This window comes from Streptomyces sp. NPDC041108 (genome assembly GCF_055592645.1).
In genome coordinates this window covers 172,407-199,397 of record NZ_JBVIYK010000012.1, presented here as the reverse complement: position 1 = coordinate 199,397, position 26,991 = coordinate 172,407, and the positions used below count along the sequence as shown (strand labels likewise).

At 70.4% G+C, this 26,991-nt stretch carries 26 protein-coding genes and 5 tRNA genes; 19 read left to right on the top strand and 12 right to left on the bottom strand.

The window, feature by feature from the left end:
• Positions 1-11 precede the first annotated feature (11 nt).
• The 6 genes from ACZ6BB_RS30045 to ACZ6BB_RS30020 form a co-directional block, all read right to left on the bottom strand.
• A complete protein-coding gene (locus tag ACZ6BB_RS30045; RefSeq protein ID WP_005479603.1) occupies positions 12-425 on the bottom strand; it encodes a roadblock/LC7 domain-containing protein in 414 nt (137 codons plus the stop codon).
• Between the two features lie 10 nt (positions 426-435).
• On the bottom strand, positions 436-3,672 hold the full coding sequence (locus ACZ6BB_RS30040) for a sensor histidine kinase (RefSeq protein ID WP_471618257.1): 3,237 nt from the start codon (positions 3,670-3,672) through the stop codon (positions 436-438).
• Between the two features lie 398 nt (positions 3,673-4,070).
• Complete coding sequence (locus ACZ6BB_RS30035) at positions 4,071-4,646, bottom strand: GTP-binding protein (protein ID WP_383998857.1); 576 nt, start codon at positions 4,644-4,646, stop codon at positions 4,071-4,073.
• The gene (locus tag ACZ6BB_RS30030; protein WP_037695902.1) at positions 4,627-5,025 is read right to left on the bottom strand and encodes a DUF742 domain-containing protein; all 399 of its coding nucleotides are present in this window, start codon (positions 5,023-5,025) and stop codon (positions 4,627-4,629) included. Before ACZ6BB_RS30030 ends, ACZ6BB_RS30035 begins: the two co-directional genes overlap by 20 nt.
• Before the next feature lie 111 nt (positions 5,026-5,136).
• Complete coding sequence (locus ACZ6BB_RS30025) at positions 5,137-5,550, bottom strand: roadblock/LC7 domain-containing protein (RefSeq protein WP_005479910.1); 414 nt, start codon at positions 5,548-5,550, stop codon at positions 5,137-5,139.
• Positions 5,551-5,559: 9 nt separating this feature from the next.
• Positions 5,560-9,489: a sensor histidine kinase gene (locus tag ACZ6BB_RS30020; protein ID WP_471618256.1), complete on the bottom strand. Its 3,930-nt coding sequence runs from the start codon at positions 9,487-9,489 to the stop codon at positions 5,560-5,562.
• A 606-nt stretch (positions 9,490-10,095) separates the two neighbouring features.
• On the opposite strand from ACZ6BB_RS30020, the gene ACZ6BB_RS30015 reads away from it, so the two are divergent.
• The 9 genes from ACZ6BB_RS30015 (at position 10,096) to ACZ6BB_RS29975 (ending at position 14,217) form a co-directional block, all read left to right on the top strand.
• On the top strand, positions 10,096-10,275 hold the full coding sequence (locus ACZ6BB_RS30015; RefSeq protein WP_005479907.1) for a hypothetical protein: 180 nt from the start codon (positions 10,096-10,098) through the stop codon (positions 10,273-10,275).
• 245 nt (positions 10,276-10,520) lie between these two features.
• Positions 10,521-11,297 (top strand): fumarylacetoacetate hydrolase family protein, encoded by a 777-nt coding sequence (locus ACZ6BB_RS30010; RefSeq protein ID WP_471618255.1) that lies wholly within the window; start codon positions 10,521-10,523, stop codon positions 11,295-11,297.
• Entirely contained in the window at positions 11,290-12,765 is a 1,476-nt protein-coding gene (gltX, locus tag ACZ6BB_RS30005; RefSeq protein ID WP_471618254.1) for a glutamate--tRNA ligase, read from the top strand. The genes ACZ6BB_RS30010 and gltX overlap by 8 nt, the downstream gene beginning before the upstream one ends.
• 97 nt (positions 12,766-12,862) lie before the next feature.
• Positions 12,863-13,594: an HAD family hydrolase gene (locus tag ACZ6BB_RS30000; RefSeq protein ID WP_471618253.1), complete on the top strand. Its 732-nt coding sequence runs from the start codon at positions 12,863-12,865 to the stop codon at positions 13,592-13,594.
• Positions 13,595-13,684: 90 nt separating this feature from the next.
• Positions 13,685-13,756: transfer RNA gene (locus tag ACZ6BB_RS29995), tRNA-Gln, on the top strand.
• Positions 13,757-13,798: 42 nt separating this feature from the next.
• Positions 13,799-13,871: transfer RNA gene (locus ACZ6BB_RS29990), tRNA-Glu, on the top strand.
• Positions 13,872-13,933: 62 nt separating this feature from the next.
• Positions 13,934-14,006: transfer RNA gene (locus tag ACZ6BB_RS29985), tRNA-Glu, on the top strand.
• Positions 14,007-14,026: 20 nt separating this feature from the next.
• Positions 14,027-14,098, top strand: a tRNA-Gln gene (locus ACZ6BB_RS29980).
• Between the two features lie 46 nt (positions 14,099-14,144).
• A tRNA-Glu gene (locus tag ACZ6BB_RS29975) sits at positions 14,145-14,217 on the top strand.
• Between the two features lie 52 nt (positions 14,218-14,269).
• On the opposite strand, the gene ACZ6BB_RS29970 is transcribed toward ACZ6BB_RS29975, so the two are convergent.
• Positions 14,270-14,914 (bottom strand): MerR family transcriptional regulator, encoded by a 645-nt coding sequence (locus tag ACZ6BB_RS29970; protein WP_471618252.1) that lies wholly within the window; start codon positions 14,912-14,914, stop codon positions 14,270-14,272.
• An 81-nt stretch (positions 14,915-14,995) separates the two neighbouring features.
• Here ACZ6BB_RS29970 and ACZ6BB_RS29965 point away from each other — a divergent pair, with 81 nt between their 5' ends.
• The gene (locus tag ACZ6BB_RS29965; protein WP_471618251.1) at positions 14,996-15,505 is read left to right on the top strand and encodes a DUF4188 domain-containing protein; all 510 of its coding nucleotides are present in this window, start codon (positions 14,996-14,998) and stop codon (positions 15,503-15,505) included.
• A gap of 158 nt (positions 15,506-15,663) precedes the next feature.
• Here the strand turns inward: ACZ6BB_RS29965 and ndgR are convergent, their stop codons facing one another.
• Positions 15,664-16,380, bottom strand: a complete 717-nt coding sequence (ndgR, locus tag ACZ6BB_RS29960) for an IclR family transcriptional regulator NdgR (protein WP_003993203.1) — start codon at positions 16,378-16,380, stop codon at positions 15,664-15,666.
• A 193-nt stretch (positions 16,381-16,573) separates the two neighbouring features.
• Here ndgR and leuC point away from each other — a divergent pair, with 193 nt between their 5' ends.
• The 4 genes from leuC (at position 16,574) to ACZ6BB_RS29940 (ending at position 19,909) form a co-directional block, all read left to right on the top strand.
• Positions 16,574-17,998, top strand: coding sequence for a 3-isopropylmalate dehydratase large subunit (gene leuC / locus ACZ6BB_RS29955; protein WP_471618250.1), 1,425 nt, complete (start codon positions 16,574-16,576; stop codon positions 17,996-17,998).
• A 6-nt stretch (positions 17,999-18,004) separates the two neighbouring features.
• The gene (gene leuD, locus ACZ6BB_RS29950; RefSeq protein ID WP_471618249.1) at positions 18,005-18,598 is read left to right on the top strand and encodes a 3-isopropylmalate dehydratase small subunit; all 594 of its coding nucleotides are present in this window, start codon (positions 18,005-18,007) and stop codon (positions 18,596-18,598) included.
• A 289-nt stretch (positions 18,599-18,887) separates the two neighbouring features.
• Positions 18,888-19,118: an SCO5555 family protein gene (locus ACZ6BB_RS29945; protein ID WP_471618248.1), complete on the top strand. Its 231-nt coding sequence runs from the start codon at positions 18,888-18,890 to the stop codon at positions 19,116-19,118.
• A gap of 137 nt (positions 19,119-19,255) precedes the next feature.
• Positions 19,256-19,909 carry an HU family DNA-binding protein gene (locus tag ACZ6BB_RS29940; RefSeq protein WP_471618247.1) on the top strand — a complete coding sequence of 218 codons (654 nt, stop codon included), beginning with the start codon at positions 19,256-19,258 and terminating at the stop codon, positions 19,907-19,909.
• 87 nt (positions 19,910-19,996) lie between these two features.
• On the opposite strand, the gene ACZ6BB_RS29935 is transcribed toward ACZ6BB_RS29940, so the two are convergent.
• Together ACZ6BB_RS29935 and cofC are read right to left on the bottom strand one after the other, a co-directional pair.
• Complete coding sequence (locus tag ACZ6BB_RS29935) at positions 19,997-20,200, bottom strand: hypothetical protein (RefSeq protein ID WP_005479889.1); 204 nt, start codon at positions 20,198-20,200, stop codon at positions 19,997-19,999.
• Between the two features lie 9 nt (positions 20,201-20,209).
• Positions 20,210-20,860: a 2-phospho-L-lactate guanylyltransferase gene (gene cofC, locus ACZ6BB_RS29930; protein ID WP_471618246.1), complete on the bottom strand. Its 651-nt coding sequence runs from the start codon at positions 20,858-20,860 to the stop codon at positions 20,210-20,212.
• Between the two features lie 165 nt (positions 20,861-21,025).
• On the opposite strand from cofC, the gene ACZ6BB_RS29925 reads away from it, so the two are divergent.
• The 3 genes from ACZ6BB_RS29925 to ACZ6BB_RS29915 are packed head-to-tail and all read left to right on the top strand — an operon-like array spanning position 21,026 to position 24,062.
• Positions 21,026-21,838, top strand: a complete 813-nt coding sequence (locus ACZ6BB_RS29925; RefSeq protein ID WP_471618245.1) for a lysophospholipid acyltransferase family protein — start codon at positions 21,026-21,028, stop codon at positions 21,836-21,838.
• Positions 21,835-22,845: an NAD(P)H-dependent glycerol-3-phosphate dehydrogenase gene (locus ACZ6BB_RS29920; RefSeq protein ID WP_471618244.1), complete on the top strand. Its 1,011-nt coding sequence runs from the start codon at positions 21,835-21,837 to the stop codon at positions 22,843-22,845. The genes ACZ6BB_RS29925 and ACZ6BB_RS29920 overlap by 4 nt, the downstream gene beginning before the upstream one ends.
• A gap of 59 nt (positions 22,846-22,904) precedes the next feature.
• A complete protein-coding gene (locus tag ACZ6BB_RS29915) occupies positions 22,905-24,062 on the top strand; it encodes a D-alanine--D-alanine ligase family protein (RefSeq protein WP_471618243.1) in 1,158 nt (385 codons plus the stop codon).
• Between the two features lie 100 nt (positions 24,063-24,162).
• Here ACZ6BB_RS29915 and ACZ6BB_RS29910 read toward each other — a convergent pair whose 3' ends face one another.
• Entirely contained in the window at positions 24,163-24,684 is a 522-nt protein-coding gene (locus tag ACZ6BB_RS29910; protein ID WP_471618242.1) for a DUF3515 domain-containing protein, read from the bottom strand.
• 20 nt (positions 24,685-24,704) lie between these two features.
• Positions 24,705-24,938: an Lrp/AsnC family transcriptional regulator gene (locus tag ACZ6BB_RS29905; protein ID WP_013000441.1), complete on the bottom strand. Its 234-nt coding sequence runs from the start codon at positions 24,936-24,938 to the stop codon at positions 24,705-24,707.
• Positions 24,939-25,165: 227 nt separating this feature from the next.
• On the opposite strand from ACZ6BB_RS29905, the gene ACZ6BB_RS29900 reads away from it, so the two are divergent.
• Together ACZ6BB_RS29900 and thiD are read left to right on the top strand one after the other, a co-directional pair.
• A complete protein-coding gene (locus ACZ6BB_RS29900) occupies positions 25,166-26,131 on the top strand; it encodes a thiamine-phosphate kinase (RefSeq protein ID WP_471618241.1) in 966 nt (321 codons plus the stop codon).
• Positions 26,128-26,949 (top strand): bifunctional hydroxymethylpyrimidine kinase/phosphomethylpyrimidine kinase, encoded by an 822-nt coding sequence (gene thiD / locus ACZ6BB_RS29895; protein WP_471618240.1) that lies wholly within the window; start codon positions 26,128-26,130, stop codon positions 26,947-26,949. The genes ACZ6BB_RS29900 and thiD overlap by 4 nt, the downstream gene beginning before the upstream one ends.
• Positions 26,950-26,991: the final 42 nt, after the last annotated feature.

Sequence of the window (26,991 nt, the reverse complement as noted above, 5' to 3'; positions counted from 1 at the left end):
CCGTCTGACTGTTAGTTGAGCAGGCTGCCCTGGAGCTCCGCACGCAGATCGGGCGTCAGGACGGTACCGGCACGGTCCACCAGAAGGGCCATCTCGTACCCGATGAGACCGATGTCGGCTTCCGGATGTGCGAGAACGGCGAGGGAGGAACCGTCGGAAACGGACATGATGAAGAGGAATCCCCGCTCCATCTCCACAACCGTCTGATTGACGCTGCCACCCTCGAAGATGCGGGAGGCACCCGCGGTCAGAGAGGTCAGACCCGACGCGACGGCCGCCAGCTGGTCGGCACGGTCGCGGGGAAACCCTTCGGACATCGCCAGAAGGAGTCCGTCGGCGGAGACCACCACCGTGTGCGACACCCCGGGGGTGTTGTCCACGAAATTGGTGATCAACCAGTTCAGGTTCTGCGCCGCCTGGCTCATCGGGCTCACACTAACGCTCCTGGTTGTAGGTGCTGTCAGGACCACTGTGGTGATTCCTAGTGGCCTGGCCGTTCGTTTCACTGCTTGCGTTGCGCCCCCGCTGGACACCCCGGCGCAGGTTGCTCAGCCTGCCCCGGACGTCCTCGGGAGCGCGGGAGATCTGTGGACCTCCCTGCGGGGTCGTCTGGGCGGCGCCTTCGACCAGGTTGGCCTTGGGCACCCGCCGCGGCAGGCCGGAGGAGGTGACCCCGCCCGCCTTGGGCTTCTTCAGCTGGGAGGCCTGCTGCCAGCGCGCGTCGTTGTCCGAGCGCCAGTCGCCGTTCGGTCCCCCGGCCGTCGGCTGGTCCTGGGTCACTTCCTGCCGTCCGTTCACGGCGCCCGCGCTCGTGCCGCCCACGCTCGCGGTGGATCCGCGGCGAGGCAGGCCGGCGTCGGTCAGCGCGTGGCCGGCGGAAGGGGTGGGACCCGGACGGTCGAAGCCTACGCGGTCCGGCTCCTTCACGTCAGCGGCCTGCGAAGATTCCGGTTCCGGAGCGTACTCGGAGCCGTAGGAACTCTGGTAGTCCTGCTGCTGCGGCCAGTCGTCCTGATAGGGCTGCTCGTCGAAGCCGGTGTACGTCTCCGGGGCGCTCTCGGCGGCCGCCGTGTGCTCCTCCTGGACGGGCTCCGCATAGGAGGGCTCGGGGTAACCGCCGGTAGCGATGAACGAGTCGTTCCCGCCCGGCAGATGCCCGTTGCCGTTCACCATGCCGTTGGTGCCCTGACCGAAGTACGCCTCGTCGTACGACGGCTGCCGCGGCTCCTCGTACGCCGTCTGCTGGTCGAACGACTGCTGCGGGTCCACGTACGCCGTCGCGCCGTTGTCGTAGGACGGCTCGGGCGACTGGAAGTCGTCGCCGTAGCGCGGCGTCTGGCCCGGGGGCAGCTGCGGGCTCTGGTGCGCCTGGGACTCCAGGGCCGCACGGCGCTCCTCGCGCATCAGCGAGCGGCCCACGGGGTCCAGGTCGCGGATGTCGTCCGGCACCTCGTAGCGGCTGTCGTCGAAGCCCAGCTCGGCGGCGGTCCGCATCGGGGCCACGGCCGGCTGCTGGAACGCGTGCTGCTGCTCCGGGATGATCTGCGACACCGTGAACTGGTCGGCCGCGGGCTGCTGCTCGCCACCGCCACCGTGGGTGATGACGTCGGGGAGCATGACCAGCGAGGTGGTACCGGCCTGCTCGCCCGAGGGGCGGAGCTGGACACGGATGCCGTGCCGGTCGGACAGCCGGCCGACCACGAACAGACCCATGCGCTGCGAGATCGCGGCGTCCACGGTCGGCGGGTTGGCCAGCTTGTGGTTGATGTCCGCGAAGTCCTCGGCGGTGAGGCCGATGCCCTTGTCGTGGATCTCGATCATCACGCGGCCGTCGGGAAGACGGGTGGCGGTGACGCGGACCTTGGTCTGCGGGGAGGAGAACGTGGTGGCGTTCTCCAGCAGCTCGGCCAGCAGGTGCACGAGGTCGGTCACGGCACGGCCGTGGATCTCGGCCTCCGGGACGCCGGACAGCTCGATGCGCTCGTACTGCTCCACCTCGGAGGAGGCGGCGCGCAGCACGTCGATCAGCGGGACCGGCTGGTCCCAGCGGCGGCCGGGCTCCTCGCCGGCGAGGACCAGGAGGTTCTCGCCGTTGCGGCGCATACGGGTCGCCAGGTGGTCCAGCTTGAAGAGGTTCTCCAGCTGGTCCGGGTCGGCCTCGTTGTTCTCCAGGTCGGTGATGAGGGTCAGCTGGCCCTCGATCAGCGACTGGTTGCGGCGCGAGAGGTTGGTGAAGATCGCGTTGATGTTGCCCCGCAGCAGGGCCTGCTCGGCGGCGAGCCGGACGGCCTCGCGGTGGACCTGGTCGAAGGCGCGGGCGACTTCACCGATCTCGTCCGTGGAGGTGATCGGGATCGGCGCGACCCGGGTGTCGACCCGGCCGGGGTCGGTGCGCGAGAGCTGGTCGACCAGCATCGGCAGACGCTGCTCGGCGATGCCGAAGGCGGCGTTGCGCAGCTGGCGCATCGAGCGGCTCATCTGGCGGGCCATGATCCCGGCGATGATGAAGGCGGCGAGGAGGGCGACGATGACGATGGCGCCGTTGACGTAGGCGTCGCGCTGGGCGTCGGAGGCGATCTGGCCGGCCTCGGACACCGCGCGGTTGATCAGATCGGTCTCGATCTCGCTGTAGCCCTCGAACTTCAGGGTGGAGGCAGCCATCCAGTTCTGGTAGGTGACGCCCTGCTTGGCGAGGTCCGCGGGGGAGGCACCACTGCCGATCGCCTGGACCATCTTCAGCATGGTGTCCGGCGGCGGGACGTAGTTCTTGTCCTTGCCAGCGGCCTCGGCAGCCTGCTTCTTGCCTTCTTCGGTCTTCTGCGCCATGACCGACTGCAGGCGCACGGCGTCGGCCTCCGTACCGCCGGAGATGTACTCCTGTACGGCAATGTTCTCGAGGTACGCGTACGAGGTGAACGCGGTGACCTGCTGACGGAAGACCTTCTGGTCCTCGCTGGGCCGGACCAGCAGGTGGGTGCCGATCGAGCGCTGCAGAGAGGCGGCGCCCTTGGCGAGCGTGACCGCGTAGACCGTACGGCCGTACGCGGTGATGTTCCCGGTGCCGAGTCCGAGCTCGTTGGAGAACTCCGCCAGGAGGTGCTCGACGGTGACGTAGCCCTCTTCGGTCTGTACCGGGTCGGCGGCGCGGGTGAAGGCCGTCTGCCGGAGCTTCTCCAGCTGCGGCTCGGCCTCCTCGACCAGACGCAGCCGGCGCTCCAGGCCCTGCCCGGACGGCATTCCGACGACCTCCGCGTGGAAGGCGTCGGCCTTCTCGTCGGTGAAGGCGCGGGCGTCCTTGACGACCTCGCTGTCGCGGTCGCCGTCCAGCAGCGGCTGGGCGGAGATGTCCCGCTCGTTGAGGAGCGCCTCGGCGTACACGCCGGCGGCGGATACGATCTTGGCGACCTTTTCGGCGTCCCGGGCGTCCTGCCAGGTGTCGATCGACGCCTTCACCTGGAAGCCGCCCATGACCAGGCCGACCAGCACGGGTATGAGGAGGATCGCGTTCAGGCGAGTGGGTACCCGCCAGTTACGCGGGGAGAGACGGCTTCCGCTGGGCGCGGGAGGTGCCGTCGGCTCCGGTCCGGTCACTTGTGCGGGTGCCGCTCCGCGCGGCGGCGGGGTGAAGTTGCCCCGCGCCGACGGCTCGGGACCTTTCTTGCTTCGCCTCACTCGACCAACAACCTCTCGGCGCCGGCACCTACGTCGTGCCGCGGGTGACTCCACGCCCTAGTACGTCTTTGACTAATGGGCAGTTCAGGCATTCCAGCACGTCATGTTGAGGACTTCCAAACACTGGGAGGCAACGATTCCGCGTGATGTAAGTCCCAGATAAAACGGTCATAAAGAGCGAGCCCCGGCAAAAGGCGGGGACAAAGTGAGCGCAGCGGTACCGATCGACCGCGACGCGTGGTCGTACCACCCTATTTCTCTGTCGAAACGTTATGAACACCGAGGCCGACCGTGTCAAAAGACACAGCCGGCTCCGGTGTAACTACGACAACTGGCGTATGCGGTTGTGGACTTGGGTCCTGTTTTGGGCCCAGCCGTGGTACTTCGGCTGTGCGGAACTACCGCAGCCGTGCCATGAGGGCGTGCTCGACCAGCGTGATCAAGGCCGACTTCGCGTCCGAGCGGTGTCGCGCGTCCGTCGTGATGATCGGGGTGTCGGGTCCGATCTGGAGCGCCTCGCGGACCTCGTCGGGCGTGTAGGGCTGGTGCCCCTCGAAGCCGTTGAGGGCGATGACGAAGGGGAGGCCGCTGTTCTCGAAGTAGTCGACGGCGGGGAAGCAGTCGGCGAGGCGGCGGGTGTCGACGAGGACGATGGCGCCGATGGCGCCGCGGACGAGGTCGTCCCACATGAACCAGAAGCGGTCCTGTCCGGGGGTGCCGAACAGGTACAGGATGAGGTCCTGGTCGAGGGTGATGCGGCCGAAGTCCATGGCGACCGTGGTGGTCGTCTTGTCCCCGGTGTGGGTGAGGTCGTCGATGCCCGCGGACGCGGACGTCATCACGGCCTCGGTACGCAGCGGGTTGATCTCCGAGACGGCCCCGACGAACGTGGTCTTGCCCACGCCGAAGCCACCCGCCACCACGATCTTCGCCGAGGTGGTGGCCCGCCCCGCTTCAGAGCTTCCGAAGTCCACTGAGAACCCTTTCCAGCAGAGTCACGTCCGGGGCGCCACCGGCGTTCTCGTCGCCACCGGGCTGGTGGATCGCGACGAGTCCGGCCTCGGCGAGGTCCGCCACAAGGATCCGTGCCACACCGAGCGGCATGGACAGCAGGGCCGACACCTCGGCCACCGACTTCACCTCGCGGCACAGGTGGCAGATCCGCTGGTGCTCGGGGAGCAGGCCCGTCAGGTGCGCGGGGTCTGCCGTCGTGCTGATCAGCGCCTCGAGGGCGAGCTGGTAACGCGGCCGCGTCCGGCCACCGGTCATGGCGTACGGCCGAACCAGAGGCTGGTCGCCCTCGTCTCCGTACGGCTCTGCGTACGGATCGTGAGGAGCGGTGGGCGGGGTCATTGATCCTCCGAGCGGGACAGCAGGTCGGTCAGTCGTGCCGTCTGACGGGGGCCGGTGGGGGGACTGTGTCGGCCGGACGGTGATTTGGTGAGGTCTGTGGATCCGCAGGCGTCAGTGGAGCAGACTGCCTTGGAGTTCGGCGCGCAGATCGGGCGTGAGCACGGCGCCCGCGCGGTCGACCAGCAGTGCCATCTCGTAACCGACCAGGCCGATGTCGCACTCGGGGTGGGCGAGCACGGCCAGGGACGATCCGTCGGAGACGGACATCAGGAACAGGAAGCCGCGTTCCATCTCGACCACCGTCTGGGCCACGTCCCCGCCCTCGAAGATCCGGGACGCCCCGGCCGTGAGCGAGGTGAGACCGGAGGCGACGGCCGCGAGCTGATCGGCACGGTCGCGCGGAAAGCCCTCCGACATCGCCAGAAGAAGGCCGTCGGCGGACACGACGACGGTGTGGGACACCCCGGGGGTGTTGTCCACGAAGTTGGTGATCAACCAGTTGAGGTTCTGTGCCGCTTGGCTCATCTGGCTCAACTAACGCTCCTGCTGGTGAGTGGGGCTCGGGAAGCTGCCGGTCTGGCCGTTGCCGGCCTGTCGACCCTGCGCGATGCCCCGACGGAGATTGGTCAGCCGGCCGCGTACGTCGTCAGGCGAACGCGAGACCTGCGGACCGGTTTGGTGCTGTTGCTGCTGAGCCGTGCCCGGCACGAGGTTCGCGCGCGGGACCCGGCGCGGCAGGCCGGAGGTGGTGACCCCGCCCGCCGAAGGTTGCCGGGCACGTTCGGCCTGGCGGACCAGGTCGTCGTTGGGCGTGCTGCGCCAGGTGGTGGAAGCGGGCGCAGCGGGTGTCGCCGGACGCTGAGGAGCGGCCGGAGTCTGGGGAGCGGGAGCGGCAGCCTGCTGCGGCGCGGAACCGTTGGCCGGCCGGCCCTGCTGGCGGCCGTCCTGGCCGTTCTGGCCGTTCTGACCACCCTGACCGTGGAACCAGTTGGTCTCCAGCGTGTCGTAGAGCGGCGTACGGCCGTCCATCGGACCCGTCGCCGGGGGCAGTGCCTCCGGCTCCTGCGGGCGCGCGGGGCGCTGCGGGGGCACCGGCGGACGCTGCGGCGGCACCGGCGGACGAGGAGCGTCGAAGCCCCCGTTCACCTGCGGCCGCTCGAACTGACCGGTGTCCTGGCCGTTCTGCAGGCCCGGCGCGTCGTACCGCCCGGGACCCTGGCCGTTCTGCCGGCCGGGCGCACCGTACTGTCCCGGGTCCTGCGGACCGGGGCGGCCGGGAGCACCGTACTGGCCGGTGTCCTGCTGGTTCGGCCGGCCCTGCGCCGGGAACTGGCCCGTGCCGGAGGCGTCGTAGCCCGTCACGGCGAACTGGCCGGTGGACGAGGGGTCCTGCGAGGCGCCGCGGGACGGACCGGTGGGCGCCGGCGGAGCACCGGCCCCGCCGAACACGTCGGAGCGGACGTAGGAGCCGGTGCCGTCCTGCACGGGCGGCGTGCCGGCGCCGGGGCGACGGCTGTCGAAGTCGGCACCCGGGGAGCGCGGGAAGTCCGTGGGCGCGCCCGGAGCCTGGCCGGGGTCGACGCGCGGCATGGGCGCGGTGACGTCCGGCTGCTCCTCGTGGCCGCGCGGGGCGTCCAGCGAGTTGCGCGGCACCGGAGGCTGCGCGTTGTCGTCGCTCCAGCTGGGCGTCCGCGAGGGGGCGTTGCCACCGGGCAGCTCGGCGCGCGGACCACCGCGGCCGGGCAGCTGCGGACGGCGCCTGCCGGAACGTTCCTTGCCCTGCTTGGGCGGTACGGCACCGGGGCCGCCGCCGGTCCGGGACGCACCGGCGTCACCGGCCGGGCGCAGGCCCGAGCCGCTCGGGAAGCCGGCCTGGCGTCCGGAGTCGTCGAAGCTCTCGAAGCCGTTCGGGCCACCGGTCCCGGCGGCCTGCAGGCCCTGCGGGGCACCGGGTGCCTGACCGCCGCCGAACGCACCGCCGCCGCCGAACCCGCCGGTACCGGCACCCGCCGGAGGCCGGCCGCCCTGCGGGGGCATCGGCGGACCGCCCTGCGGACCACGCGGGCCGCCGGGGTTGCCGAGACCGCCCGGACCGCTGGGGTTGCCGGGCAGCGCGGCCCGCGGACCCTGGCCCGCGCCGACCTGCCCGCGCTGCGGAGGACCGCCGAGCAGGCCGCCGCCGGCGGAGGGGCCGCCGAGCGGCGGACCCGACTGGTTGCCGGTCTGGCGACGCGCGGCGGCGGCACCGGCCGCGGCCTGCGCGGCGGCCGGACCACCGGTGGAGGGAGCACCCTGGCCCGGCTTGCCCGGGGTGGGCTTCTTGTTGCCCTGTGCCACGTCGACGGGGAGCATGACGAGCGCGGTCGTACCGCCCGAGTCGGACGGGCGCAGCTGGATACGGATGCCGTGGCGCTGCGACAGCCGGCCGACCACGAACAGACCCATGCGGCGGGAGACCGAGACGTCCACGGTGGGCGGCGAGGCGAGCCGCTCGTTGATCGCCGCGAGGTCCTCGGGGGAGAGGCCGATACCGGTGTCGTGGATCTCGATCAGCACCCGCCCGTCGGGCAGGGCGTGACCGGTGACCTTGACCTTGGTCTGCGGCGAGGAGAAGGAAGTGGCGTTCTCCAGCAGCTCGGCGAGGAGGTGCACGAGGTCGTTGACCACACGGCCGGCGACCTCGGTCGTCGGCACGGAGGCCAGTTCGATGCGCTCGTACTGCTCCACCTCGGACGCGGCGGCGCGGAGCACGTCGACCAGCGGGACCGGGCGGGTCCAGCGGCGGCCGGGTTCCTCACCGGCGAGAACGAGGAGGTTCTCACCGTTACGGCGCATGCGGGTGGCGAGGTGGTCGAGCTTGAAGAGGGAGGACAGCTGGTCCGGGTCGGCCTCGCGCGACTCCAGTTCGGAGATGAGCGACAGCTGACGCTGGATGAGGCCCTGGGAGCGGCGCGAGAGGTTGGTGAACATCGCGTTGACGTTGCCCCGCAGGAGGGCCTGCTCGGCGGCGAGGCGGACGGCCTCGCGGTGCACGTCGTCGAAGGCCGCGGCCACCTGGCCGATCTCGTCGCGGGAGTGCACACCGACGGACTCGACGGAGGTGTCGACGTCCTGCGGGTCCGACTCCGACAGCTGCTTGACCAGCTCGGGCAGCCGGTCCTGGGCGACCTTGGTCGCGGTGTCCTGCAGCCGGCGCAGCGAGCGGATCATGGACCGGGCCACGACGAACGCGCCGACCAGGGAGACACCGAGGACGAGGAGGATCAGCGCACCGGAGATGATCGCCTCTTGCTCCGCGTCGGCGCGGAGGTTGCGGGCGGTCTGTTCCATCTCCTCGAGGAGCGAGCCCTCGATCTTCTTCATCTGCTCGATCTTGGCCGCGGAGTCGTCGGTCCAGTCCTTGTACGAGCGCTTGTCCTGCCCGCCCAGACCGCCCGCGCTGGCGAGGACCCGGTCCGCGTAGACGTCGGAGGCCTCGATGGTCGGGCTCGCGTCGTCGATCGGCCGGGTGAGTTCCTCGGCACCGTCACCGTAGATGTCGGAGAAGGTGGTGCGGTCGGACTCTTCGTTGCCCAGCGCCGAGAAGGCGTACAGCCGGTCGTTCTCGGAGAGCTTGCCGGCCTTGTCGTCGGTCTCGGGCAGGGCCGCCGCGATGACCGCGCGCTGCACCGAGGCGTATTCCTTGGCGGAGGAGAACGCCGCCAGGGCGCGGGTCCGGGAGATCATCTCCGGGTTGCTGGTGGCCTCGGCCATGTCCGTGGACAGTTCGAGCAGCTGGTCGACGAGACGGTGGTACGCCTCGACGGTCTGCGTGGAGTTCTTCGGGTCCACGTAGGCGTTCTTGCGGATGCTGCTCAGGTTGTACAGCTCGCGGACGACCCGGACGAGGCTGTCGCGGACACCGGGCATCTTCGCGGTGGTGTTCGCGGTCTCGGCGGCCTGGGTGGCGTCGGTGAACTGGACGCGGGCCTGGTCCGTCTTCTCGCGGGCGCCCTTGACGGTGTAGTCGCCGGCGTTCAGACCGTGCGCGAGGGGACCGGCTGACAGGTCGCGCTCCTGCTGGAGCGCGGTGGCGAGTTCGGTCGCCTGCTTGGTCATGTCGGTGAGCAGCCGCATGTTGTCGAGCTGCTGGATGTCGTCCACGTTGTCGCCGATGCGCAGGGCACCGAGCGAGGTCGCCGCCACCACGGGGAGCGCGAGCAGCGAGACCAGACGGGTCGAGATGCGCCAGTTGCGCAGGGCTATTCGGGAGCCGCTCGTGCCCCCGCCGTTGGTGCCGCCCTTGGACTTTCCGGGCTGCTGGGGAGCAACTGACGCGCCGGGGCGCCCGGAGCGCTCCCCGCCGTCGCCGATCTCCGCCGGACCCGGGTTCTGGGCGTGCTGGGGGGAGGAACCGTTGCCGGTTCCGTTGTGTGGCTCCGGCTCCGCCGAAGCGCTGCCATCCCTCTTGAAACGTCCCTGCACTAGCGTCGCAACCTCTGGACCAGGCGCCCCACCGTGTGAACGGCGGGACGGTGTCGGCGTCTTCGGGGGCGCCCTGAATACGTCCCCATTGGATGGTCGTGAGTGACCGGCGCTGGCTCCCCCTCCCACCGCCGCCAGGCGCTGTTTCTTCTGCGCCTCTGCGCGCCGGCACGATCCTGCGGCGGTCCGTGGAATTCCAGCACAGTGCCGGATCTGCAACAAGGCCAACGGGTAACGGTCTGTTCACTGTGACAGCATGTGAGGACCGGGTCACCGGGCGTGGAGGGTGTTTCCGTTCATTACGGACATACCTGTGCGTTCCCCTGGCGTGAGCCGGGTGTCCCAGTCGCCATGATCAGGAGCGGAATGGGAGATTCAGGCGTCTTATGTCCGTTTCGTGAAGGTGTGGCGATGGCCTGGATTGACCGTTTTGCCCATGACTGAGTGAGCAAACTCACACGCCGATCATGCCTTCTTCACGACTTGACCCGGGAATCGGATGTTTAGCCTGACGCTTTACAGGGATGGCGAATCCGACAACCCGCGCTTGTGGGACGGCCCTTGCGGTCCGCCCGGCGCCCGCACACGACGAGGTCCAGGACAACAGTGAAGACGACGACGATGTTCCGCAACATAGCCAACCCCCGGCGCACGACGCTGGCCCACCTCGCCGACGCCGAGGACCTGCGCACGCCGGAGCAGGAGCACTCCGTCGACCTCCCCTCCCAGACGGCCAACCCCCGCCGGACGGTCCTGATGACGGTCCCGGTCCAGGCGGCGGAGTAGTTGCACGCTCAAGTACGCGCACGATCCGCCGAGCGCTCAACGCGGATCCGGTGAAGTTCCCGGAGATCCGGCGGACTCCCGCGTAGGCAGGCGAGGGGCGCCCGGCACCTGCCGGGCGCCCCTCGCCTGCCTACGCGGTTGCTCGGCATGCCTGCGCGGTTCAAATACGCGAGGCGGCCACCCCGCCCCGCGTTAGCCTGGACCGTCAGACTCCAGCCAGCTCAGTTAAGGGGCGCAAGCATCCCGTGCGCATCGCCAGGTTCTCCATCGACGGGAACGTAGCCTTCGGCGCGGTCGAGGGCGACAAGCCGGACGAGCTCGTCCTCGACATCATCAAGGGCATCCCGTTCGCGGACTTCCAGCTCTCCGGTACGAAGGTCCCGCTCAGCAAGGTCAGGCTGCTGCCGCCGGTGCTCCCCAACAAGGTCGTGGCCTTCGGCCGCAACTACGCCGAACACGCCCGCGAGCTGGGCAACGAGGTCCCCGACGCCCCGTTCGCCTTCTTCAAGCCGGCCACCTCCGTGATCGGCTCCGGCGACGACATCCAGTACCCGGCGTTCTCCCGGGAACTGCACCACGAGGCCGAGCTGGCCGTCGTCATCGGCCGGCTGTGCCGCGAGGTCCCGCGCGAACGCGTCAAGGACGTGATCTTCGGCTACACCTGCGCCAACGACGTCACCGCCCGGGACGTCCAGAAGCGCGAGAAGCAGTGGGCCAGGGCCAAGGGCTTCGACACCTCCTGCCCGCTCGGCCCCTGGGTCGAGACCGACCTCGACCCGCGCGACCTGACCATCCAGCTCACCGTCAACGGCGGGCAGCGCCAGCTGGGCCGCACCAGCGAGATGATCAACTCCATCGAGGACCTGATCGTCAACATCACCGAGGCCATGACGCTGCTCCCCGGCGACGTGATCCTCACGGGCACCCCGGCAGGGGTCGGCCCCCTCAACGTCGGCGACGAGGTCGCCGTCACCATCGAAGGCATCGGCACTCTCACCAACAAGGTGATCAAGCGTGGCTAACGGCTCCGTCCGCGTACGTTTCTGTCCGTCCCCGACCGGCAACCCCCATGTGGGTCTGGTCCGCACGGCCCTGTTCAACTGGGCGTTCGCCCGCCACACCGGCGGCACGTTCGTCTTCCGCATCGAGGACACCGACGCGGCCCGCGACTCCGAGGAGTCCTACGAGCAGCTCCTGGACTCCCTGCGCTGGCTGGGCTTCACCTGGGACGAGGGCCCCGAGGTCGGCGGCCCGCACGCGCCGTACCGCCAGTCGCAGCGCATGGAGACGTACCTGGAGGTGGCCGAGCGGCTCAAGGAGGCCGGCCACGCCTACTCCTGCTACTGCACCGCCTCCGAGCTGGAGGAGCGCCGCGACGCCGCCCGTGCCGCCGGCCGGCCCTCCGGCTACGACGGCAAGTGCCGCGAGGTCACGCCGGAGCAGAAGGCGCGGTACGAGGCCGAGGGCCGCGAACCGATCGTCCGCTTCCGGATGCCCGACGAGACGATCACCTTCACGGACCTGGTCCGCGGCGAGCTGACCTTCACCCCGGAGAACGTCCCGGACTACGGCATCGTCCGCGCGAACGGCGCCCCGCTCTACACCCTCGTCAACCCCGTCGACGACGCCCTGATGGAGATCACCCACGTCCTGCGCGGCGAGGACCTGCTCTCCTCCACGCCCCGCCAGGTCGCCCTCTACAAGGCGCTGATCGAGCTGGGCATCGCCAAGGAGGTCCCGTCCTTCGGGCACCTGCCGTACGTGATGGGCGAGGGGAACAAGAAGCTCTCCAAGCGCGACCCGCAGTCGAGCCTCAACCTCTACCGGGAGCGCGGTTTCCTCCCCGAGGGCCTGCTCAACTACCTCTCCCTGCTCGGCTGGTCGCTCTCCGCCGACCAGGACATCTTCACGATCGAGGAGATGGTCGCCGCCTTCGACATCGCGGACGTGAATCCCAACCCGGCCCGCTTCGACCTGAAGAAGGCCGAGGCGATCAACGCCGACCACATCCGGCTGCTGGACGTGGCGGACTTCACCGCGCGCTGCGCCCCCTGGTTGAAGGCCCCGTTCGCCCCCTGGGCGCCGGAGGACTTCGACGAGGCCAGGTGGGAGGCCATCGCCCCGCACGCGCAGACCCGTCTGAAGGTCCTGTCCGAGATCACGGAGAACGTCGACTTCCTCTTCCTGCCGGAGCCGGTGGAGGACGAGGCGAGCTGGGCGAAGGCCATGAAGGAGGGCTCCGACGCCCTGCTGCGCACGGCCAGGGAGAAGCTGGAGGCGGCCGACTGGACCTCGGCCGAGTCCCTGAAGGAGGCCGTCCTGGCCGCCGGCGAGGCCCACGGTCTCAAGCTCGGCAAGGCCCAGGCCCCCGTCCGTGTCGCCGTCACCGGCCGCACGGTCGGCCTCCCGCTCTTCGAGTCCCTGGAGATCCTCGGCCGGGACAGGACCCTGGCGCGGATCGACGCGGCCCTGGCGAAGCTGGCCGCGTAACGGTTGTGGGGAAGGGGCGGCGCCCGAGGGTCGGGCGCCGCCCCTTCGTCGTCCCGTCCCGCGGACAGGACGACCGGCCTCCCGCTACCGTCGGATCATGGACATCAAGGCGGTGCTCTGGGACGTCGACGACACCCTTTTCGACTACACCGCGGCCGACCGGGCCGGCATGCGGGACCATCTCGCCGCCGAGGGGCTGCTGCTCGGCCACGGCTCCGTCGAGGAGGCCCTGACCCGCTGGCGCGAACTGACCAGCCTGCACTGGCGGCGGTACGCGGCGGGCGAGGGCGACTGGGAGTCCACCCGTCGTGACCGTGTCCGGGACTTCCACGGCCGGTCGTTGAGCGACGCCGAGGCCGACGCCTGGTTCGAGCGCTACATCGCCCACTACGAGCGGGCCTGGTCCCTCTTCCCGGACGTCGTGCCCGTCCTGGACGCGCTCGCCGCCAGCCACCGGCACGCGGTGCTCTCCAATTCCAGCCTCCCCGTCCAGGAGCGCAAGCTGCGCGCGCTCGGCGTGTGGGACCGCTTCGAGACGGTGCTCTGCGCCGAGCAGCTGGGCGTCCACAAGCCGGCCGCCGAGGCGTTCCACGTGGCCTGCGAGGCCCTGGAGCTGCCGCCGCACGAGGTCGCCTACGTCGGCGACCACCCCGAGATCGACGGCCGGGGTGCGGCCGACGCCGGTCTGCTGTCGGTCTGGATCGACCGCGGCGATCTCCACGCGACCATCGACCCGCCCGTCGGGCCCCGCCGGATCGCCACCCTCGCCGAACTCCCCGCGATCCTCGGCTCGGATACCCGTTTTGGAGCGCCGTCCACCTTCGGGTAATGTTCTTCCTGCGCCGCCGGGGAGCGGGCCGAAAGGCCGGAACCGACGGAGCGAACTAGAACAAGATCCCCACAGGGGCTTGCGTTCCAGTGGCCTATGGTGTAATTGGCAGCACGACTGATTCTGGTTCAGTTAGTCTTGGTTCGAGTCCAGGTAGGCCAGCTCGCAGAGCTCATCTGCGCATGCGGAGATCAGATCCGCAAAGCCCCCGTTGTGTAGCGGCCTAGCACGCTGCCCTCTCAAGGCAGTAGCGCCGGTTCGAATCCGGTCGGGGGTACAGATCCTTCCCGCGAAGGTGGCCAGGGTAGCTCCCACCACTGTCGATGCAGGATCGCTAGGGCCCCCGTTGTGTAGCGGCCTAGCACGCCGCCCTCTCAAGGCGGTAGCGCCGGTTCGAATCCGGTCGGGGGTACGCAAAGGTCTCAACCTTATTGGTCTATGGTGTAATTGGCAACACTACGGTTTCTGGTACCGTCATTCTTGGTTCGAGTCCAGGTAGACCAGCTCGGACCTGCGGCGTTGTAGATTAAACGCATGCAGGATCGCTAGGGCCCCCGTTGTGTAGCGGCCTAGCACGCCGCCCTCTCAAGGCGGTAGCGCCGGTTCGAATCCGGTCGGGGGTACGTTCCATGAAGGCCCTCCACTTCGGTGGAGGGCCTTCGTCGTGCGCCCCGGCTACTCGAAGCCGTACCGCCGGGCCGACTCCTCCTCCTGGGCGAGCCGGTGCAGGAAGCGCAGCACCGGCTCGAAGAGCACCGCCGCCGACACCGCCACCTCCACCATCTCGGTGTCGGACGCGTAGCTCTCCATGTGATCCAGATCCCTGACGGCCGCCTGGTGCATCAACTCCGCGTACGGGGCCATCTGTTCGGCGCCGCAGGGAAAGCCGAGCCGCAGCAGTGTCGCCACCAGCGCCACCAGTGAACGGTGAGCGGGGGAGAGGGAGCCGGTCTCCCGCGCCGACTCCCAGCCCAGCATCCGCAGAAGCCGGTCCACCTCGGCCGTCGCGGCGACGGTGACCGGGTCCTCCTCGTCCGGGCCGGGGGTCTGCGGCAACGCCCACAGGGCCGCACCGAGACGGATCGTGCGGCCGAGCGACTCGTCGTCCACATGCCGGAGCACCTCCCGGGCGTTCGCCACCGGCACCTTGCCCACCTGGATCAGCGCCCGCACCAGCCGCAGTCGGCGCAGATGCTCCTCGTCGTACTCCGCCGTCGTCGCGTTGACCTGGCGGCCCGGCGGCAACAGCCCCTCACGCAGGTAGTACTTGATCGTCGCCGTGGACACCCCGCTGCGCTCGCTCAGCTCCGCCAGCCGCATCTCTCTTGCGCCTCTCCTTGGGAAGTGCCACTATCTAAGCACGGCAGTTCGGATAGTGCCGCTCACCAACTAGGGGGAGTCATGTTCGGAAAGCGGGTCACGGCCGGCCGGACCACCGCGGCGGCCGAGGGCGATGTGGTGGTCCTGCTGATCGGCACGCGGATCAACCACTTCTGGGCCGTGCACCACTGGATGCCCGTCCTGACGGCGATGCCGCGGATGCTGCGTGAGCTGCGGAAGGACCCGGAGCGGGGGTTGCTGAACGCCGTGCTGCTGACGGCCTCGCCGCGGACGTACTACGTAGTCCAGTACTGGGAGTCCAAGGAGAAGCTCTACGCCTACGCGCACGCGCCCGACGCGTTCCACCGTGTGGCGTGGGCCGCGCTGAACCGCAAGGAACGGAAGGGGAAGGCCCGGCAGCACGTGGGCCTGTGGCACGAGACGTACGTGGTGCCGGCGGGCTCGTACGAGTCGATCTACGCCGACATGCCCGCGTTCGGCCTGGCGGCGGCCACCGGGGTGCTGCCGATCGAGGCGCGGGGGAGGTCGGCGAAGGAGAGGTTCGCCCACCGGCGGGGAGTCAGTGCCTAGTCGCCGTGGGGGCGCTGTGGTGGGTCGGCCGAGGGTGGATCGTGGTCGCTCGCGCCGTTCCCCGCGCCCCTGAAGGGCGCGCCTGCTGTCGCCCCATGAGGAAAGGCCTGCCGCGGCGTTGAGGCAGGCCTTTTCGCATGGTCGGACGGGCGGGTGGGTCAGCCGGTGCGGCGCAGAGCCTCCGAGAGGCGGCCCGCGGCGTCGATGACCGCCTGGGCGTGCATACGGCCGGGGTGGCGGGTGAGGCGCTCGATGGGGCCGGAGACGGAGACGGCGGCCACCACACGGTTCGACGGGCCGCGCACGGGCGCGGAGACCGAGGCGACGCCCGGCTCGCGCTCGCCGATGGACTGGGCCCAGCCCCGGCGCCGTACGCCCGAGAGGGCGGTGGCCGTGAAACGGGCGCCCTGGAGGCCGCGGTGCAGCCGCTCCGGCTCCTCCCAGGCCATGAGGATCTGCGCCGACGAACCGGCCTTCATCGTGAGGGTCGAGCCCACCGGGACCGTGTCCCGCAGGCCGGAGAGCCGCTCCGCGGCGGCGACACAGATACGCATGTCGCCCTGCCGGCGATAGAGCTGCGCGCTCTCGCCCGTGATGTCGCGCAGGTGCGTGAGCACCGGGCCCGCCGTCGCGAGGAGGCGGTCCTCGCCGGCGGCCGCGGCCAGCTCGGCCAGCCGGGGGCCGAGGATGAAACGGCCCTGCATGTCGCGTGCCACCATGCGGTGGTGTTCCAGAGCCACGGCCAGGCGGTGGGCCGTGGGCCGTGCGAGTCCGGTGGCGCCGACCAGACCCGCGAGGGTGGCCGGACCGGACTCCAGAGCGCTCAGGACCAGGGCCGCCTTGTCCAGAACGCCGACGCCGCTACTGTTGTCCATGCAACGATACTCGCGTCTCACTCTGTGAAACGCAAGTTCAATTTCGCGTGGACCTTGCCACTCTGGAAGCAGAACAACGGCTCGCGGACCAACGAGCCCGGCGGCCGGCGCTCATACGAGGGGTACGTGCGCCCGCCACCTCCGATATCTCTAGTTGGGCCGGCGCTCGGACAAGCCGGCCGGAGGGAAAGCGATGGGTAGGACACTCGCGGAGAAGGTCTGGGACGACCATGTCGTCCGGCGCGCCGAGGGCGAGCCCGACCTCCTCTTCATCGATCTGCACCTGCTGCACGAGGTGACCAGCCCCCAGGCCTTCGACGGTCTCCGCAAGAGCGGGCGCAAGGTTCGCCGGCTCGACCTGACCATCGCGACCGAGGACCACAACACCCCCACCCTCGACATCGACAAGCCCATCGCGGACCCGGTCTCCCGCGTCCAGCTGGAGACGCTGCGCGCGAACGCCGCGGAGTTCGGTGTGCGCCTGCACCCGCTGGGCGACGTCGAGCAGGGTGTCGTGCATGTCGTCGGCCCGCAGCTGGGTCTGACCCAGCCCGGCATGACGGTCGTCTGCGGCGACTCCCACACGTCCACGCACGGCGCCTTCGGCGGTCTGGCGTTCGGTATCGGCACCTCCCAGGTGGAGCACGTGCTGGCCACGCAGACGCTGCCGCTGGTCCGCCCCAAGACCATGGCGATCACGGTCGAGGGCGAGCTGGCCGAGGGCGTCACCGCCAAGGACCTGATCCTGGCGATCATCGCCAAGATCGGTACGGGCGGCGGCCAGGGCTATGTCCTGGAGTACCGGGGCCCCGCCATCGAGCAGCTCTCGATGGAGGCCCGCATGACCATCTGCAACATGTCGATCGAGGCCGGCGCCCGCGCGGGCATGATCGCCCCCGACGAGACCACCTTCGAGTACCTCAAGGGCCGCCCGCACGCCCCCGAGGGCGAGGACTGGGACGCGGCCGTCGCGTACTGGAAGACGCTGAGGACGGACGAGGACGCCGAGTTCGACGCCGAGGTGACCATCGACGGCGCCGCCCTGTCGCCGTTCGTCACCTGGGGCACCAACCCCGGCCAGGGCGCGCCGCTTTCGGCGTCGGTCCCCGACCCGGCTTCGTACGAGGACGCCTCGGAGCGCCTCGCCGCCGAAAAGGCCCTGGAGTACATGGGGTTGGAGGCCGGTCAGCCGCTGAAGTCCATCAACGTGGACACCGTCTTCGTAGGTTCGTGCACCAACGGCCGCATCGAGGACCTGCGCGCCGCCGCCGAGCTGATCAAGGGCCGCAAAGTCGCCGACGGCGTACGGATGCTGGTCGTCCCCGGCTCCGCGCGGGTCGGTCTGCAGGCCGTCTCCGAGGGTCTGGACGTCGTCTTCAAGGAGGCCGGCGCCGAGTGGCGGCACGCGGGCTGCTCGATGTGTCTGGGCATGAACCCGGACCAGCTGGCCCCCGGTGAGCGCTCCGCGTCCACCTCCAACCGCAACTTCGAGGGCCGGCAGGGCAAGGGCGGCCGTACGCACCTGGTGTCGCCGCAGGTCGCGGCCGCCACCGCCGTACTGGGCCACCTGGCCTCGCCCGCCGACCTGACCGACGCCCCCGCGCCCGCTGGAGTCTGAACAGCCATGGAAGCATTCACCACCCACACCGGCCGGGCCGTCCCGCTGCGCCGCAGCAACGTCGACACCGACCAGATCATCCCCGCCCACTGGCTCAAGAAGGTGACCAGGGACGGCTTCGAGGACGGACTGTTCGAGGCATGGCGCAAGGACGAGAACTTCGTCCTCAACCGCCCCGAGCGCAAGGGGGCGACCGTCCTGGTCGCCGGCCCCGACTTCGGCACCGGCTCCTCCCGTGAGCACGCCGTCTGGGCACTGCAGAACTACGGCTTCAAGGCCGTCGTCTCCTCCCGGTTCGCCGACATCTTCCGCGGCAACTCACTCAAGAACGGCCTGCTCACGGTGGTTCTGGACCAGAAGATCGTGGAAGCGCTCCAGGAGCTGAGCGAGAACGACCCCGAGGCCGAGATCACGGTCGACCTGGAGGCCCGCGAGGTGCGCGCCGAAGGGATCACCGCCGCCTTCGAGCTGGACGAGAACTCCCGCTGGCGGCTGCTGAACGGGCTGGACGACATCTCCATCACCCTCCAGAACGAGGCCGACATCGCCGCCTACGAGGCCAAGCGGCCGTCGTACAAGCCGAGGACGCTGAAGATCTGATCCACCGGCGCGGACCCGCCCCCGAGGGCCGCCCGCGCACGGCGGATTCCAGCCACCGCGACACCCCCAGGTACCCCCAATCGTGCACGGTTGGGGGTACCTGCACGTCCGGGTTCGGGGACCTTCGAAGTCATGTGCAGAAAGGTTTCAACTCCCCTAGTTACAAAGGTGATTGCCGGGGTACGCGCACCATCGTGTGGCATCGATCGGAGGTGCTCCTCGGGCCTCCAGGAGACGGCAGTTGCCCCCTGCGCAGGCGACAACTCGCCCCAGATGGCACAATCTGTGCATGGAACACGACGGCCAACTCGAGCTCTATACGGCAGTCGCGAGCCAACTCAAGGAAGCGCACGCAAGAGTGCGCGCACTGCAAGTCCCGGAGGGCGTACGCATGGCGCTGACCCGGAAGCTGCTGGTCATTACGGCCGTGGCCAAGCACGATCTCGCCGACGCGGCAAGGCGGCTGGAGGGCTTCACGGCGGACCTCGACGCGGGGCGAATGCCCGTAGAGGAACGCTGAGAGAAGTCCGTGGCTGCCGAGTTCGTTGCGGCACAAGGGTGATAAGCCCGTTTCGTGTTTGATTTGCGGTATATATCTGCCTAACGTGCGAAAAGCTTGAACACTTTCGTTCTGGCGATGTCTCCGAAGGGGAAGACGTGAACAAGGCGCAGCTCGTAGAAGCGATTGCGGACAAGGTCGGCGGGCGTCAGCAGGCCGCCGACGCGGTCGACGCCGTTCTGGACGCCATCGTCCGCGCGGTCGTCGCCGGGGACCGGGTCTCGGTCACCGGCTTCGGTTCGTTCGAGAAGGTGGACCGGCCGGCCCGTTACGCCCGCAACCCGCAGACGGGTGAGCGGGTTCGGGTCAAGAAGACCTCCGTGCCGCGGTTCCGCGCGGGCCAGGGCTTCAAGGACCTGGTGAGCGGCTCGAAGAAGCTTCCCCGTGGTGGCGAGGTCGCGGTCAAGAAGGCGCCCAAGGGCAGCCTGAGCGGTGGGGCTTCGGCGACGGTCAAGAAGGCGGCGGCGAAGAAGACCGCGGCCAAGAAGACGACCGCCCGCAAGACCACGACGGCCCCGGCCAAGAAGACCACGGCCGCCGCGAAGAAGACCACGGCGAAGAAGACGACCGCGAAGAAGACGACCGCGAAGTCGACCGCCGCGAAGAAGACCACGGCGTCGAAGTCGACGGCCGCCAAGAAGACGGCCGCGAAGAAGGCGCCGGCCAAGAAGGCCACGGCCAAGAAGGCGCCGGCCAAGAAGTCGACGGCTCGCAAGACGACCGCCAAGAAGACCGCCGCACGCCAGGCATAGGGCGCCTGGTACTCACACGCGCCGGGCCGGGCTCCTGTCGATGGAGCCCGGCCCGCGGCGTGTTCCGGGACAGGCTTCGCCGGGAGTTCAGAACGTTTGCAGGGTGATCAGGGTGATGCGCAGGGTCTCCCCCTCGCCCTCCGTCTCGATCCTGACCCGCTGCCCCGGCCGGAGCAGGCGCAGGGCGCCCGCGTCGAAGGCCGGGGCGCCGAACGGGACCGGGGTGCCGTCGTCCAGGAGCACCTGGCCGGTGCGGGTGGCGGGGTCGTAGGTGTACGCGGTGGCCTGCATGGCCGCAGCCTACTGGCCGGGGATCAGCAGGCGCGCGGCCACCGCGGCCGTACGGGGGCCGACGCCGAGGCCGAGCGCGGCGCGCAGATCGTCGCCGGTGTCGACGTCCTGGCGCACGGAGTCGACGGCGGTGAGGTCGAGTTCCATGGCGCCGGAGCGGCGGTGGCGGGTACGGGATCCGGGGCCGAAGGCGGGGGAGAGGTCGTGACCGGGAGCCGCGGCGAGCAGGGTGGTGCCGGTGCCGGCCGCGTCGGCGAGGAAGGAGCGGGGGAACGCGGCGGCCGCGCCCAGGACGAGGGTCAGCTCCCCGGGGCGCAGGGCGGGCAGATCGGCGTTCAGGGCCGCCACGGGGCTTTGCGGGCGTACATCGCGCACGACGGCGGCTCCGTGCCGCAGAGCGGCGTTCAGGCCGTTCCCGGGGCCGCCGCGGGGATCCTCCGGCACGGCGTGCGCGCCCAGGGCGGTGAGTTCGCGCGCGGCGAGGGGATCGTCCGTGACCACCACCACACCGCGCACGGCCGTGGCGGCCAGGGCGGCGGCCACGGTGTCCTGGGCGAAGGCGAGGGCCAGCCCGGGGCGCACCGCGTCGGCGGCGGTGTCCGAGAGCCTGCTCTTGGCTCGCGCCAGGGGCTTCACGGGCACGACCAGGGTCCACTGCACGGGCGTTCCGTCCCTCTCTTGTCGCCGCCATTGTCACCTGGGCGCAATGGACGGACGTAGGGCGGGGCGTACGGTGTTCTCGACAGACCGGCAGCCCGGGGCGACACTTGTGCGGCTCCGGGCCCCCGGAACAGGCCCTGGGAAGTCCTAGAGGAAGGTGTCCGCGTGCCCCGCCGGAGAATCGGCTTCTGGTACCGCCTCGCCGCGGTGATCGCCAAACCGCCCCTGGTGGTGCTGATCAAGCGGGACTGGCGTGGAATGGAGAACATTCCGGCCGAGGGTGGATTTATCACCGCCGTGAACCACAATTCGCATGTCGATCCCTTTGCGTACGCCCATTATCAGTACAACACCGGCCGGGTTCCGCGCTTTCTCGCGAAGAGCGGCCTCTTCGGCAAGGGATTCATCGGCGCCGTGATGCGCGGCACCGGTCAGATTCCCGTCTATCGCGAGAGCACCGACGCACTCAGCGCCTTCCGGGCCGCCATCGACGCCGTGGAGCGCGGCGAGTGCGTCGCCTTCTACCCCGAGGGCACCCTGACCCGCGACCCGGACGGCTGGCCCATGACCGGCAAGACCGGCGCCGCGCGGGTCGCCCTGCAGACGCGGTGCCCGGTGATCCCGGTCGCGCAGTGGGGCGCCAACGAACTGCTGCCGCCGTACGCGAAGAAGCCCCACATCCTGCCGCGCAAGACGCACCACGTGCTCGCGGGCCCGCCCGTCGACCTCACGCGCTTCTACGGCCGGGAGATGAGCCCGGACCTGCTGAAGGACGCCACGGAGGTCATCATGGCCGCCGTCACCCGCCAGCTGGAGGAGATCCGCGGCGAGCGGGCGCCGAAGACCCCGTACGACCCCAAGCTGGTGCGGATCGAGCAGCGGCGCAGGAGCGCCGCCGCGGTCGAGCACCGGCGGCCCGAGCAGCACAATGGGGCACTGCGGGGACAGCAACGTCAGGAAGAGGGGCAGGGCAAGTGAGCAAGCCGGTCAAGGCGGCGGTGTTCGGCACCGGTTCGTGGGGCACGGCCTTCGGCATGGTGCTCGCCGACGCGGGATGCGACACCGTGCTGTGGGGACGGCGTCCGGACCTCGCGGACGCGGTCAACTCCACCCGAACCAACCCGGACTACCTCCCCGGAGTGCGGCTTCCGGAGAACCTGCGGGCCACCACCGATGCCGCCGAGGCCGCCGCGGGCGCCGACTTCACCGTCCTCGCGGTCCCCTCCCAGACGCTGCGGGCCAACCTGGCCCACTGGACCGGGCTGCTGGCGCCCGACACCGTCCTCGTCTCGCTCATGAAAGGCGTCGAACTCGGTTCCGCCATGCGGATGAGCGAGGTGATCGAGGACGTCGCCAAGGTCGGGCAGGACCGCGTCGCCGTCGTCACCGGACCCAACCTGGCGCGCGAGATCGCCTCCCGGATGCCGGCCGCCTCGGTGGTCGCCTGCACCGACGAGGGCGTCGCCCAGCGGCTCCAGGCCGCCTGCCACACCCCGTACTTCCGCCCCTACACCAACACCGACGTCGTCGGCTGCGAGCTGGGCGGCGCGGTGAAGAACGTCATCGGTCTCGCCGTCGGCATCGCGGACGGCATGGGCCTCGGCGACAACGCCAAGGGCTCGCTCATCACCCGCGGTCTCGCGGAGACGACCCGGCTCGGCCTCGCGATGGGCGCCGACCCGCTCACCTTCGCCGGACTCGCGGGACTCGGCGACCTTGTGGCGACCTGTTCCTCGCCGCTCTCCCGCAACCACACCTTCGGCACCAACCTCGGCAGGGGCATGACCCTCCAGGAGACCATCGCGGTCACCAAGCAGACCGCCGAGGGCGTCAAGTCCTGTGAGTCCGTACTGGACTTGGGGCGCCGGCACGGCGTCGACATGCCCATCACGGAGACGGTCGTCGACATCGTGCACGACGGCAAGCCGCCGGTCGTCGCCCTCAAGGAGATGATGTCGCGCAGCGCCAAGCCGGAGCGACGCTGAGCGAAAGCGGCCGTACGGGCACTGACTGGCCCAGTACCAACGGGTACTCTCGACGCGATATGAGCACCGAGAACCTCCCCCAGAGCCCTGAGCAGCCGTCCCGCAAGCCGCGCGTGGCCGTCGTCTTCGGCGGCCGCAGCTCGGAACACGGGATCTCCGTGGTCACGGCCGGCGCCGTGCTGCGGGCCATCGACCGGACCAAGTACGACGTCCTGCCGATCGGCATCACCCGGGAGGGCCGCTGGTTCCTCACCGCCGACGAACCGGAACGCATGGCGATCACCGACCGCCGTACGCCGAGCGTCGAGGAACTCGCCGAGTCGCGGGAGGGCGGCGTGGTGCTCCCCGTCGACCCCGCCAACCGGGAGGTCGTCTACAGCGAGCCGGGTTCGGTGCCCAAGGCGCTGGGCGAGGTCGACGTGGTCTTCCCCGTCCTGCACGGCCCCTACGGCGAGGACGGCACCCTCCAGGGCATGCTGGAGCTCTCCGGGGTCCCGTACGTCGGCTCGGGCGTGCTCGCCTCGGCGGTCGGCCAGGACAAGGAGTACATGAAGCGGGTGTTCACCTCCTTCGGGCTGAAGGTCGGCCCGTACGTGGTGATCCGGCCGCGCGAGTGGCAGCTCGACGAGGCCGCCGCCCGCAAGAAGATCATCGACCTCGCCGGTGAGCACGGCTGGCCCCTCTTCGTGAAGCCCGCCCGCGCGGGGTCCTCCATCGGCATCACCAAGGTCGACGATCTCGCCGGTCTCGACGAGGCGATCGCCGAGGCCCAGCGGCACGACCCGAAGATCCTGGTCGAGGCGGCCCTGCGCGGCCGGGAGATCGAGTGCGGTGTCCTGGAGTTCGAGGACGGCCCCCGCGCGTCCGTGCCCGCCGAGATCCCGCCGCCCGAGGCCCACGCGTACTACGACTTCGACGCCAAGTACATCGACTCGACGCCCGGCATCGTCCCGGCCCCGCTGACGCCGCAGGAGACCGCCGAGGTCCGGCGGCTCGCCGTCGAGGCCTTCGACGCGGCCTCCTGCGAAGGTCTGGTCCGCGCGGACTTCTTCCTCACGGAGGACGGCGAGTTCGTCATCAACGAGATCAACACGCTGCCCGGCTTCACGCCGATCTCGATGTACCCGGCGATGTGGAAGGCGAGCGGCATCGAGTACCCGGAACTGGTGGACCGCCTGATCCAGGCGGCCCTGCACAGGTCGACGGGCCTGCGCTGACACGAACCCTGAGGGGCCGAAGGCCCAAGAGGGGTGCGGGGAACCGCGCGACCAGCCATGATCCGGCCCGCACCGTCCCGACGGCCTCCTGAGCACCCGCTCAGGAGGCAACCCCCTCAGGGACCGCCTTCTTGATCGCGGGCGCCAGCCCCACCAGGATCGGCGACGTGTCCTCGGCGGCCCGCTCGGCCGCCACCGTCACCTCCACGTACGCGGAGCGATTGGCCGTGGTGAAGCGGTAGGCGCCACCGTCCCGCTTCTCCATCAGCCAGTCCACCCCGTCCACGGCCCCGGCCACCGCGTCGTCGTCCCGGCCCTCCGCCACCGCGGGGTCGGCCATCTTGGGCGGCCGGGGCACACCACAGCGCAGTATGATCACCGCGTCGCCCCAGCCCGCCGTCAGCGCGGAGGCGGGCCGAGGATCCCGGCGGCCGAGACCGTCCACCTTCCGCGGCAGCACCCCGTCCAGCTTCCGGCACAGTGTCGTGGCGGCGGCCCCCGGGCTGGGAACCGCCGCCGAGCCGCCGTCGTCTGCTGAGGAGCAGCCCGCGACGGCGATCAACGACACGGCGAGGACGGGCAGCCCGAGGCGAGCGGTCGGCCGGTGACGCAACGAGTTCACCGGCCAAGGGTAGACGGGGGCTACAGGTGCACGACCGGGCAGGTCAGGGTGCGGGTGATCCCGTCCACTTGCTGGACCTTGGCGACCACCAGCCGACCGAGGTCGTCGACGGTGTCGGCCTGGGCGCGCACGATGACGTCGTAGGGACCCGTCACGTCCTCGGCCTGGACGACGCCAGGGATCTTGCTGATCGTCTCGGCGACGGTCGACGCTTTGCCGACCTCCGTCTGGATCAGGATGTACGCCTGTACCACGGAACCTCCAGGGCGGCCACGAGGATCATGTGGATCATGTCGGGAAAAGGAACGCCACGGTATCGCGTCGTCAGGCGCCGGGGGGAGACCCCTGGAGGCCGCGCCGCACGCACCGGGGGACGGGGACGACGCGAGTTGACGGTCCACTCGACCGTACCGAGGACGACAACGGCCCGCGACCGGGCGGGAGCGACACTGGAAACGGCACGAGAAGGGGCGATACGACGATGAAGGGCACCGTGGGAGAGCTGGGGGAGTTCGGGCTCATCAGGGAGCTCACCTCCCGGCTCACCACCACCCCGGCGGTCCGGGTCGGCCCCGGCGACGACGCCGCCGTGGTGGCGGCGCCGGACCGCAGGGTCGTGGCGAGCACCGACCTGCTCCTGGAGGGGCGGCACTTCCGGCGCGACTGGTCCACGGCCTACGACGTCGGACGCAAGGCCGCCGCGCAGAACCTCGCGGACATCGCCGCCATGGGCGCCGTACCCACCGCCCTGCTGCTCGGTCTGGTCGCGCCCGCCGAACTCCCGGTGACCTGGGCCACCGAGCTGATGGACGGCCTGCGCGACGAGTGCCAGGTCGCCGGCGCGGCCGTGGTCGGCGGGGACGTCGTCCGCGGCGACACCATCATGATCTCCATCACCGCCCTCGGTGATCTGCGCAACCACGAGCCCGTCACCAGGGGCGGAGCCCAGCCCGGCGACGTCGTCGCCGTCACCGGCTGGCTCGGCTGGTCCGCCGCCGGGCATGCGGTGCTCTCCCGCGGCTTCCGCTCGCCGCGCGCCTTCGTGGAGGCCCACCGGCGCCCCGAACCGCCGTACCACGCGGGTCCGGCCGCCGCCTCGCTCGGCGCGACCGCGATGTGCGACGTCAGCGACGGGCTGATCGCGGACCTGGGGCACATCGCGGAGGCGAGCAAGTGCCGGATCGACATCCGCTCCGGCGCGATCGACATCCCCACCCAGATGCACGACATCGGTCAGGCCGTGGGCGTCGACCCCCTCCAGTGGGTGCTCACCGGCGGCGAGGACCACGCGATCGTGGCCACCTTCCCGCAGGACGTGAAGCTGCCCGCGCGGTGGAAGGTGATCGGCGAGGTCCTCAACCCCTCGGCGCTGCCCCAGGTGACCGTCGACGGGGCGCCCTGGACCAGCAAGGGCGGCTGGGACCACTTCGGGGACATCGAGTCATGACCGCCGCCCCGAGTCCCGTGCCCCCGAGGGTCCTCACCGTGGCCGGGTCCGACTCCGGCGGCGGGGCCGGGATCCAGGCCGACCTGAAGACCATGCTCGCGCTCGGTGTGCACGGGATGAGCGTCGTCACGGCCGTCACCGCACAGAACTCCCTCGGCGTACAGGGCGCCTGGGAGCTGCCCGTACAGGCGGTGCGCGCCCAGTACCGCAGTGTCGTCGACGACATCGGCGTGCAGGCCGTCAAGACCGGCATGCTCGCCTCGGCCGAACTCGTCGAGGCCGTCGCCGAGTTGCTGGCGGCCACGGACGCGCCGGTCGTCGTCGACCCGGTCGGCGTCTCCAAGCACGGCGACCCGCTCCTCGCCGCGTCCGCCCTGGACTCCGTACGGACGCGGCTGCTGCCGGTGGCCACCGTCGCGACCCCGAACCTCGACGAGGTGACCCAACTCACCGGCGTACGGGTCCGGTCGGAGGCCGGGATGCGGGAGGCGGCCGAGGCCCTGCTGGCCCACGGGCCCCGGTGGGCGCTGATCAAGGGCGGACATCTCCCGGGGGACGCCGTCGACCTGCTGACCGACGGTGCCGAGGAGCACTGGCTGCGGGCCCCCCGGTACGACAACCGGCACACGCACGGCACGGGCTGCACCCTCGCCTCCGCGATCGCCGCGCACCTCGCGCGGGGGCGTACCGTGCCGGAGGCCGTGACGGCGGCCAAGGCGTATGTGTCCGGGGCGATCGCCGGCGGGTTCGCCCTCGGCGGCGGGATCGGGCCCGTGGACCACGGCTGGGCTCTCACACGGGGTGCTCCGACCGCCTGAGGCCCCTCGCGGGCAGGCCGTGGCCACGTCCCGGATCAGGGG